Origin of the sequence: Blastococcus sp. MG754426 (assembly GCF_021699055.1) — a bacterium.
GTDB lineage: Bacteria > Actinomycetota > Actinomycetes > Mycobacteriales > Geodermatophilaceae > Blastococcus.
The window spans coordinates 283,202-292,974 of record NZ_SSXC01000001.1; the positions used below are offsets into that span (position 1 = coordinate 283,202).

The 9,773-nt window shown below is 74.6% G+C and carries 7 protein-coding genes and 1 tRNA gene; 4 read left to right on the forward strand and 4 right to left on the reverse strand.

Going from position 1 to position 9,773, the window contains the following annotated elements; genetic code table 11:
• Positions 1–39: 39 nt before the first annotated feature.
• The 3 genes from E9549_RS01425 to E9549_RS01435 all read right to left on the reverse strand — a co-directional run bounded on the left by E9549_RS01425 (position 40) and on the right by E9549_RS01435 (position 4,334).
• Positions 40–116: transfer RNA gene (locus E9549_RS01425), tRNA-Met, on the reverse strand.
• Positions 117–179: 63 nt separating this feature from the next.
• Positions 180–3,158, reverse strand: coding sequence for a UPF0182 family protein (locus E9549_RS01430; protein ID WP_236824799.1), 2,979 nt, complete (start codon positions 3,156–3,158; stop codon positions 180–182).
• Between the two features lie 153 nt (positions 3,159–3,311).
• Positions 3,312–4,334: a PDZ domain-containing protein gene (locus tag E9549_RS01435; RefSeq protein WP_236824789.1), complete on the reverse strand. Its 1,023-nt coding sequence runs from the start codon at positions 4,332–4,334 to the stop codon at positions 3,312–3,314.
• 129 nt (positions 4,335–4,463) lie between these two features.
• On the opposite strand from E9549_RS01435, the gene E9549_RS01440 reads away from it, so the two are divergent.
• A complete protein-coding gene (locus E9549_RS01440) occupies positions 4,464–5,870 on the forward strand; it encodes a zinc-dependent metalloprotease (RefSeq protein ID WP_236824790.1) in 1,407 nt (468 codons plus the stop codon).
• Between the two features lie 4 nt (positions 5,871–5,874).
• Here E9549_RS01440 and E9549_RS01445 read toward each other — a convergent pair whose 3' ends face one another.
• The gene (locus E9549_RS01445) at positions 5,875–6,465 is read right to left on the reverse strand and encodes a M48 family metallopeptidase (protein ID WP_236824791.1); all 591 of its coding nucleotides are present in this window, start codon (positions 6,463–6,465) and stop codon (positions 5,875–5,877) included.
• A gap of 410 nt (positions 6,466–6,875) precedes the next feature.
• Here E9549_RS01445 and E9549_RS23930 point away from each other — a divergent pair, with 410 nt between their 5' ends.
• From E9549_RS23930 to E9549_RS01460, 3 genes are all read left to right on the forward strand, one after another.
• Positions 6,876–7,028: a DUF5679 domain-containing protein gene (locus tag E9549_RS23930; protein WP_012950213.1), complete on the forward strand. Its 153-nt coding sequence runs from the start codon at positions 6,876–6,878 to the stop codon at positions 7,026–7,028.
• A 167-nt stretch (positions 7,029–7,195) separates the two neighbouring features.
• A complete protein-coding gene (locus E9549_RS01455; RefSeq protein ID WP_236824792.1) occupies positions 7,196–8,374 on the forward strand; it encodes a ThiF family adenylyltransferase in 1,179 nt (392 codons plus the stop codon).
• Entirely contained in the window at positions 8,371–9,693 is a 1,323-nt protein-coding gene (locus E9549_RS01460; RefSeq protein ID WP_236824793.1) for an AarF/ABC1/UbiB kinase family protein, read from the forward strand. The genes E9549_RS01455 and E9549_RS01460 overlap by 4 nt, the downstream gene beginning before the upstream one ends.
• Positions 9,694–9,773: the final 80 nt, after the last annotated feature.

A 9,773-nucleotide genomic window follows, 5' to 3' on the forward strand; every position in this document is an offset into this window, starting at 1 on the left:
CGACGAAGGCCCGGCCCCTTGGGGGCCGGGCCTTCGTGGTGGTAGCGGGGACAGGATTCGAACCTGCGACCTCTGGGTTATGAGCCCAGCGAGCTACCGAGCTGCTCCACCCCGCGTCGGTGACAACACCGTACCAGCTCCCGGGCGGCAGGTGCCGGGGCACCCGCCGCCCGGGGTCGTCAGTCGGCTGCCCCGGCTGCCCGCTGCGCCTCCTGGTAGGCGGTGACGGCCGCCTGCAGGTCCTCCAGCGCCTGCCCCTGGCCGGCGAAGTCGCCGTCGCGCTGCGCCGTGGCGAGCGCCTCGAGCGCCGCGTTCATGTCGGCCACCGCGGCCGCCATGTCCGGGGTGCTCGGGGCGTCCCCGCCACCGTTGACCGGCGGATCGGCCGGCGCCGGCGTGTCCGGCGCCGGTTCCTCGGGCGTCTCCGGCAGGTCGCCGGAGGCATCGCCGTCGGCACCGGTGTCGTCGCTGTCGACGGCCGACTCCCCGGCCCCCGGACCGAACACCTGGTCCAGCGCCTCGGCCAGCGTGTCGGCGTAGCCGACCCGGTCGCCGTAGTTGACCAGCACCTTGCGCAGCAGCGGGAAGGAGTTCTCCCCGGTGCCCTCGACGTAGAGCGGCTCGACGTAGAGCAGCCCGCCGTCGCCGATCGGCAGGGTGAGCAGGTTGCCGAACACCGGGGTGGAGTCCGCGCTGCGGAACAGGTTCAGGTCACGGGCGACCTCGTCGTTGGTGTTGAACGACTGCTGCACCTGCTGCGGTCCGCGGAACGGCGTGTTCCCCGGGAGCCTCAGCACCTGGAGCTGCCCGTAGGTGTCCGCATCGCTGGACGCCGAGACGAACGCCGACAGGTTCTGCCGGTTGAAGGCGTTCAGCGCGCTGGTCAGCTGGAACGACGCGCCCTCCTCGCCGGGCCGCTCCGCCAGGATGTAGTACGGCGGCTGGGCCTGGTCGGTGTTCTGCGTCGGGTCGTCCGGGATCTGCCAGCGGTCGTTGCCGCTGTAGAAGTTCTGCGGGTCGTCGACGTGGTAGCGGGTCAGGATGTCCCGCTGCACCTTGAACAGGTCCTCCGGGTAGCGGACGTGGTCCACCAGGGCCTCGGGCATCGACTCCCGCTCCTGCACGACCCCCGGGAAAGCCTTCATGAAGGTCTTGAGCACCGGGTCCTCGGTGTCCCACTCGTACAGCGTCACGGTGCCGTCGTAGGCGTCGACGGTCGCCTTGACCGAGTTCCGGATGTAGTTGACCGTCTCGTTCGGCAGCGCCGTCGTCCCCGTGCCGGTCAGCGCATCCGCGGCGACCTCGCCCAGCTGCGTCTGCTCGGCGTAGGGGTAGGAGTCCGACGTCGTGTAGCCGTCGAGGATCCACTTGATCTCGCCGTCGATGACCGCCGGGTAGGGGTCGCCGTCGACCTCGAGGAACGGCGCGACCTTCTCCACGCGGTCCCGCGGGTTGCGGACGTAGAGGACCTTGGACTCCTCGTTGACCGCGCTGGAGAGCAGGAAGTTGCGCTCGCGGTAGTGGATCGCGAAGGTCAGCTGCCGGAAGAAGCTGCCGATCTCGACGCCGCCCTCGCCCTCGTAGGTGTTGTTGATCTGGCGCTCGTCCGACCCGCCCTCGGGGAGGTCGAACTCGCGCGGCTCGGCGCCCTCGGGGGCCCCGACGACGGAGTACACGTCCTGGCCGTTGATCTCGATCAGCTCGCCGTAGTAGATCCGCGGCTCGTCGACGTCGATGTTGCCGCGGGTGGGCAGGTCGCGGGTGGTGAACCGCGGCTCGCCACCCTCCTGCCCGGCGACGACCTCGTTGGCCGGCGCGGCCACGAACCCGTTGCCGTGCGTGTAGACGGTGTGCCGGTTGATCCAGGTGTTCTGGTTCTCCGAGAGGCCCGAGCTGTTGAGCTCGCGCACCGCCACGACGTAGTCGCGGGTCTCGCCGTCGATCGTGTAGCGGTCGATGTCCAGCTTCTCGGGGAAGCCGTACACGTTGCGGATCTGCTGGCGCGCGGTGAACGTGTCGGAGAGCACGTTGGGGTCCAGCAGCCGGGCGTTCGGGATCGTCTCGGAGTCCGCGCGCAGATCGGCCAGGGCGGCCTCGGGATCGACCTCGTCGCCCGTCGCCTGCTGCGCGTAGTTCACGTAGTCGATCTCGGTCAGGTCGTAGGCGTCCCGCGTCGCCGCGATCGCCCGCTCGATGTAGGGCGCCTCCTTCTCGTTGGCGCTGGGGCCGACGACGAACTGCTGGACGACCGCCGGGTAGGCCACGCCGATCGCCAGGCTGGAGACCAGCAGCAGCACCAGCGCCGCGGCCGGCAGGAGGAAGTTGCGGACGACGATGTTGGCGAAGAACGCCAGGGCGCACACGGCCGCCACGAACACCAGGATCGTCTTCGGTGTCAGCAGGGCGTTGACGTCGGTGTAGCTGGCACCGGTGAAGACGTCGCCGCGGCCGGAGTAGACCAGCCCGTACCGGTCCAGCCAGTAGGCGACGGCCTTGAGGGCGAGGAAGAAGCCCAGCAGCACCGAGAGCTGCACGCGGGCGGCGCCGGTCAGCTTCTGGCCGGGGGTCTGCAGCCGCAGCCCACCGAACACGTAGTGGGTCAGCAGCGAGCCGATCAGCGCCAGGATGACGACCGCGAACCCGAAGCCCAGCAGCAGCCGGTAGAAGGGGTAGTCGAAGACGAAGAACGACAGGTCGACGCCGAACTGGGGGTCGGTGCGGCCGAAGTCGGTGCTGTTGCGGAACGACAGCCAGGTCTCCCAGCTGCTCTGCGCGGTGAACCCGGCGAACAGGCCGAGGACGACGGCGATGCCGGTGAGCACCAGGCCGCGCCGCGGCTCCAGGGACTGGCGGTAGCGCTCGAGGTTCTGCTGCTCGAGCGACATGGGGCGGAACGTGGGGCGGAAGCGGTAGGCCAGGTACATGGCCAGCGCGGTGAGCCCACCGGTCGCCACGCCCGCCACGGCGAACAGCAGCGCGCGGGCCTGGAGCTCGGTCCAGAACACCTCGGTGAAGCCGGTCTCGTCGAACCACAGGTAGTCGACGTAGACGTTGGTGAGGGTGCCGACGGCGGTGAACAGCACCAGCAGCACGGCGATGGCGCCGATGACCAGCTTCGCGCGCCGCGACAGCGTCGGTACCGGCACGGGGGGCCGCATGGCCACGAGCGGTCTCCTTCAGTTGCAGGCGCGGCCTCTCGGCCGCGCGACGATCGACCGCGGGGGTCGGGTGGTGCGGCGCCGGGCGAACCCGGCCTCATGGACAACGCACCGGACGGCACGGGGTTCCCGGGGCAGGTCGGCGCGCCGGGGTCAGCAGCCCTCCGGGGTGCGGCCGGCGCGCAGGTCGGCGAGGGCCGTCAGGGCGTCGTCCAGCGTGGCGACCCGCGCCGTCGGCACGCCGGTGTCGGGCGCGGCCAGCGCCTCGGCGCAGTTGCCGGCCGGGACGAGGAAGAGGTCGGCCCCGATGTCGCGTGCGGCCACCATCTTCAGCGCGATGCCGCCGATGGGGCCGACGTTGCCGGCGAGGTCGATCGTCCCGGTGCCGGCGATCGCCGCGCCACCGGTCAGGTCCTCCTCCCCGACCAGGTCGAGGATCCCGAGGGTGAGCATGAGCCCGGCCGACGGGCCGCCGACGTCGGCCACCTGGATGTCGACGTCGAACGGCGCCGAGGGTTGGTCGAGGACGTTGACGCCCAGCAGCGACCCGGCCCGCTCCTCGGCCGCCTGCGTGGTGATCGTGGCGGTGCCCGGCTCGCCCAGCCGCGTGTAGCCGACGGTGACCTCCGTGCCGGGTGGGATGCCGCTCAGGACGTCGGCGAGGACCTCGGCGTCGGGCACCGGTCGGCCGTCGACGGTCTCCAGGGCGTCGCCCTCCTCCAGCTGACCCTCCGACGGCGAGCCCTCGGGGACCCCCCGCACGACCACCTTCTCCGGGTAGCCGAGCTCGCCGAGGGCGACGCTCTCGGCCGCCTGCTCCGAGGTGACGAAGGCCTGGCGGTTGACCTCCCGGGTCTCCTCCTCGCTGCGGTCCGGTGGGTAGACCGTCTCCTCGGGGACGACGCTGACCTCGTCGTCGAACCAGCCGCGGACCGCCTGCACGAGGCTGAGCCCGCTGCGGCTCACCCCGACGGTGGTCAGGTTGAGGTCGCCCTCCACCTCGTTGCGCTCCCGGCCCTCCACCGCGATGATCGGCTCGCCGTCGACCTCACCGAGCGTGTCGAAGGTGGGGCCGGGCACCTGCGCGACGTAGGGCACGGGCACGGTCGTGCCGAGCACGCCGAACAGCAGCAGGAGCACGGCGCCCACGCTGAGGACGGCGTTGCGACGGGTCACGAGGCGCGAGCCTAGGTGAAGGACCTCCTGCCCCCCACCGCTCGAAGGCTCGCGGCGGGCCCTGCAGGGGGCCGTGCGCTGCCGGCGAACGCCTTCACCGGCCGAAGATCGCACGTCTACCGTGGGCGCATGAGCGACATCCCGTTCGGCTTCGGCCCGTCCGACCGCGACCCCGAGCGCCGCGAGCCCGGCCGCGGCGACCAGGGCGGTGACCCGTTCGGCCTCGGCGCCCTCTTCGGCGGCATGGCCGGTGGCGGGTCGCCCGAGGACGTGCTCGGCAAGATGCCGCTGTTCGCCGAGCTGCAGAAGCTCATGAACTGGTCGGGCGGTCCGGTCAACTGGGACCTCGCCCGGCAGGGCGCGATCAGCCAGCTCGCGGCCGGGCACCAGCCGACGTCGGAGCAGGAGCGCGCCGCGGCCGCCGAGTCGCTCCGGCTGGCCGACCTGTGGCTGGACCAGGTGACCGAGCTGCCCTCCGGCATCGAGCGGACCACCGCGTGGTCGCGGGTCGAGTGGGTGGAGCAGACCCAGGCCGCGTGGGCTGCGCTGATCGACCCGCTGGCCGAGCGGGTGGTGGCGGCCATGACCAGCGCCCTGCCCCAGGAAGCGGCGATGTCCCTCGGCCCGATCGCCGGGATCATGGGCCGCATGGGCGGCCTCATGTTCGGCGCCCAGGTGGGGCAGGCGCTCGGTTCGCTGGCCGGGGAGGTGCTCACCAGCACCGACGTCGGGCTGCCGCTGGCACCCGCCGGCACCGGCGTGCTCGTGCCGCAGAACCTGGCCTCCTTCGCCGAGGGCCTCGACCGCCCGGCCGACGAGGTCCGGCTGTTCGTCGCCCTGCGGGAGGCGGCGTCGCAGCGGCTGTTCGCGCACGTCCCGTGGCTGCGCCAGCAGCTCCAGGACGCCGTGCACGCCTACGCCCGCGGCATCACCATCGACCGCGAGGCGATCGAGCGGGGCATCAACGAGGCGATGGCCGGCGGCATGGGCGGCGGGCTGGACCCGAGCGACCCGGAGAGCATCCAGCGCCTGCTGGGCAGCGGCGTGCTGGAGCCCGAGGAGACCCCCGAGCAGCAGATGGCCCTGCGGCGCCTGGAGACCCTGCTGGCCCTCGTCGAGGGGTGGGTGGACGCCGTGGTCGCCGCCGCCGCGGCCGACCGGCTGCCCGGCCACGCCGCGCTCGCCGAGACGATGCGCCGCCGCCGGGCCTCCGGCGGCCCCGCCGAGCAGACCTTCGCCACGCTGGTCGGGCTGCAGCTGCGACCGCGCCGGCTGCGCGACGCGGCGACGGTGTGGGGGGCGATGGGTCAGCAGCACGGCAGCGCGGAGCGGGACCGGCTGTGGTCCCACCCCGACCTGCTGCCGACGTCGGAGGACCTGGACGAGCCGCTGGACTTCGTCGCCCGCCAGGGGTTGGACGACGAGCTGGCCGCACTGACCGCCGACGACGCGGAGCAGGCGCCCGACCGGCCGTCCGACGACCCGCCGACCGAGGACGAGGACGAGGACCGGCGCGAGCTGGGCGGCGAGGGGTAGCGGCTCAGCCGTCCACGTCGGGGAGCGGGTCGGCGCCCGCCGCCCCGGCGGTGGACGCCAGCTCGACGCCCTCGAGGAAGCCGCGCGCCCGCTCCGCCCGCGGGTACTGCGCCACCAGGGCCCAGAACCGCTCGTCGTGCCCCGGCTCGAGCAGGTGCACCAGCTCGTGCACCAGCACGTAGTCGACGACGTACTCCGGCATGGAGCGCAGCCGGCTGGAGAGCCGGATCGTCCGGTCCGCCGGCGTGCAGGAGCCCCAGCGGCGGTGCTGGTTGTCCACCCACCGCACGCTGGCCGGTTCGGCGAGGCCGTCGAGGTGGGCGGCAGAGAGCGCCCGCGCCCGCGCCAGGAGCTCGGCGTCGCCCCCGAGCGAGCGCTTGCGCCGCTCCTCGCGGGTGCGCAGCTTGGCGACCATCTGCTCGACCCAGCGCTGCTCCTCGGCCGGGCTGAAGGCCGCCGGGATGAGCACCACGGTGCGCCCCAGCTCGCGGTAGGCGGTCACCGTGCGGCGGCGGCGGCTGCTGCGCCGGACCTCCACGACGTCGCCGTCCGCCGGCTCAGGCAGGGCGCTCGCAGGAGGAGTCGTTCCGGGCACGAGGAGACCGTAGGGCACCGTCCGGGCGTGGCGCCCGCGCAGGGACACCCGCTCGGGTGCAGGTCGCACGGACGGTGGACATCGCCGCCGCTCCACCCGGTGACGAGGGTGCCCGGGCGCGGGGGTCCACACCCTGCCCGGGGACGTCTGCGCTGGTGGGCGCGCCGTCCGCGGTGGCTGCCGGTGGACCGTCCCCGATCCGTCCCCCGGTTCCGCACAGCGACACGCCACGCCGTCCCCATGGCGTCCACAGCTCCGTCCACAGCTGTGGGGAACGCGCTCGCGCCCGGCACCGCCGGACGCCCCGGACGGGCCCGGCGTCGGGCGGTCGGCGCGGGCAGCCACGGGTAGCGTTCTCGCGAACGGCGCCCGGCGTGCGAGCCGGGGCGCCCCGGAGACGAGGAGATCCCGTGGCGGAGAGCTACAACGGCTACTGCGTGAAGTGCAAGGAGAAGCGCGACTTCGACGGCGAGGTCAAGGTGAGCGAGTCCGGGCGACGCATGGCGCAGGGCACCTGCCCGGTCTGCGGCACCAAGATGAACCGCATCCTCGGCAAGGCCTGAGGGAGGACCACCCTCCTCCCCGCCCCCCGCAGGCTCGGCGCGGGCCCCTGGAGGGTGCCGTTCCGGCACGTCACCTGGCGGCGTCCCCTGAGGGGGGCGCCGCCGTCGTCGTGGGGCCTGTGGACGACGGGCCCGGGGGGGTGCTGCCCGGCTGCCACCCTGCCCGGGTGAGCGACAACGCCCATCCCCTCCTCCCCGCGGCGACCCCGCTGCTCGCCGGGGACGCCGGGAGCGTCCAGGTCGGCGGCGTGGACTCCACCGACGGGCTGCTCCTGGCGCCCGCCGCCGGGCTGGGGCCCGTGCTGCGCGCCCTCGACGGCCGACGGTCACGGCGCGCGGTGCGGGCCCAGGCCGCCGGGGAGGGCCTGGCGCCGGGGCTCGTGGACGCCGCGGTCGACGCCCTCCGCTCCGCGGGCCTGGTCCACGACCTCGATCCCGCCGACCTGCTCGCCATCGACCCCGGCCCCGCCGCGGCCGCACGCGCGGCCGTGGAACTGCCTGCCGCCGGCTCCTCCCCCGGTGCCGGGGGGTGGCGGGCCCGGCGGCGGGCGACCGTGGTGGTCGAGGGCGCCACGCGCGTGGGCACGCCGCTGGCCGCGGTCCTGGCCGCGAGCGGCGTCGGCCGCGTCGTGGTCCGGGACGCGGGCGTGGTCAGCGCCGCGGATGCCGTGGTGGGCGGCGTGACCGCCGCGGACGAGGGGCGCCCCCGTGCCGTGGCCGCGGCGGACGCCGTCCGCCGGGCGAGCCCGCTCACCGACCTGGGGCCCCTCCCGGCCGGGCTCCGGCCCGACCTCGTGGTCCTCACCCGGCCGTGGGCCGCCTCCGACCCGGTGGTGCCGGGGGTACCGGGGGTGCACCTGGTGGCCACCGTGCGCGGGGAGACCGGCGTCGTCGGCCCCCTGGTCGTGCCCGGCGCCAGCAGCTGCCTGCGCTGCGCGGACCTGCACCGCCGGGACGCCGATCCGCGCTGGCCCCGGCTCGCGGCCCAGCTGACCGCGACCGAGCCACCGCCCAGCGGCGCCACCCTCACCTGCCTGCTCACCGCAGTGCTCGCGGCCGGCCAGGTGCTGGCCTGCATCGACGGGCGCGGCGCGCCGGCCACCCTCGACGCCACCGTCGAGCTGCGCCCGCCCGACCTCCTGCCCCACCTGCGCCGATGGCCCCCGCACCCGTCGTGCGGCTGCGGCGCTGCGGCCGCCGGCGACGGCCCCCCGGAGGGGGGTGGAGCACGCCCTGCGGGCGGGAGCCCCGCCGCTCGGGCGACAATGGCCGGTGACCGAGCTCTCGGGCTCACCGGGCACGACACGGCGCCGCTCCGCCCGGCCGCCGGCGAGGAGGACGCGTGAGCGACGAGCGACCGGCCATGCCAGGGGGATCGGTCGCACGGACCGCGCGCCTGGCCTCCCTGCCCCTGGGTGCCGCGGGGCGCGCCACCCTGGGGATCGGCAAGCGGTTGTCCGGCCGACCGGCCGAGGCGGTGAACGCCGAGCTGCAGCAGCGCACCGCCGAGCAGCTGTTCGCCGTGCTGGGCCAGCTCAAGGGCGGCGCCATGAAGCTCGGCCAGACGCTGTCGGTGTTCGAGGCGGCGGTCCCCGAGGAGATGGCGGCGCCGTACCGCGAGGCGCTCACCAAGCTGCAGGAGGAGGCGCCGCCGATGCCGGTGCGGACCGTGCACGCGGTCCTCGCCCAGCAGCTGGGCGGCACGTGGCGCCAGCGCTTCGCCGATTTCGACGACGCGCCGGCCGCGGCGGCCAGCATCGGCCAGGTGCACCGTGCCACCTGGCGGGACGGCCGCGACGTCGCCGTGAAGATCCAGTACCCCGGCGCGGCGACGGCGCTGATGAGCGACCTCAACCAGCTGGCCCGCTTCGCCCGGCTGTTCGCCGCCGTCTTCCCCGGGCTGGACGTGAAGCCGCTGATCGCCGAGCTCAAGGCGCGGGTGGTGGAGGAGCTGGACTACGGCCTCGAGGCCGACGCCCAGCGGGCGTTCGCCGCCGCCTACGCCGGAGACCCGGAGATCGCCGTCCCGCGGATCGTCGCCAGCGCGCCGAAGGTCGTCGTCTCCGAGTGGATCGAGGGGACGCCGCTGTCCCGGATCATCGCCACGGGAACCCGGGAGCAGCGCGACCGCGCCGGGCGGCTGCTGGCCACGCTGCACTTCTCCGGGCCGCAGCGCGCCGGCCTGCTGCACGCCGACCCGCACCCGGGCAACTTCCGGATGCTGCCCGACGGCCGCCTCGGCGTGATCGACTTCGGCGCGACCGCCCGGCTGCCCGACGGCCACCCGGAGCCGATCGGCCGGCTGGTGCGGTGGGCGCTGGAAGGACGCGCGGCGGAGGTGCTGGCCGACCTGCGTGCGGAGGGCTTCGTGCGGCCGGGGGTGCAGGTCGACCCGGAGGCGGTCCTGGACTACCTGCTCCCGCTGCTGGAGCCGATCGCCGCCGACCGGTTCCGCTTCACCCGCGCGTGGATGCAGGAGCAGGCGATGCGGATCGGCGACCCGCGGACCGAGGCCAACCGGCTGGGCAGGCAGCTGAACCTGCCGCCCGCCTACCTGCTCATCCACCGGGTGACCATCGGGTCGATCGGCGTGCTCTGCCAGCTCGATGCCGAGGCCGACTGGCGCACGGTGCTCGAGGAGTGGCTCCCCGGCTTCGAGAAGTAGCACCGGGCGGGGCACGAGGGCCCCGCCCGGTGCGACTGTCCGCCGGCCCCCTCCCGAGGCTCGCCCCGAGCGTGCGAGGG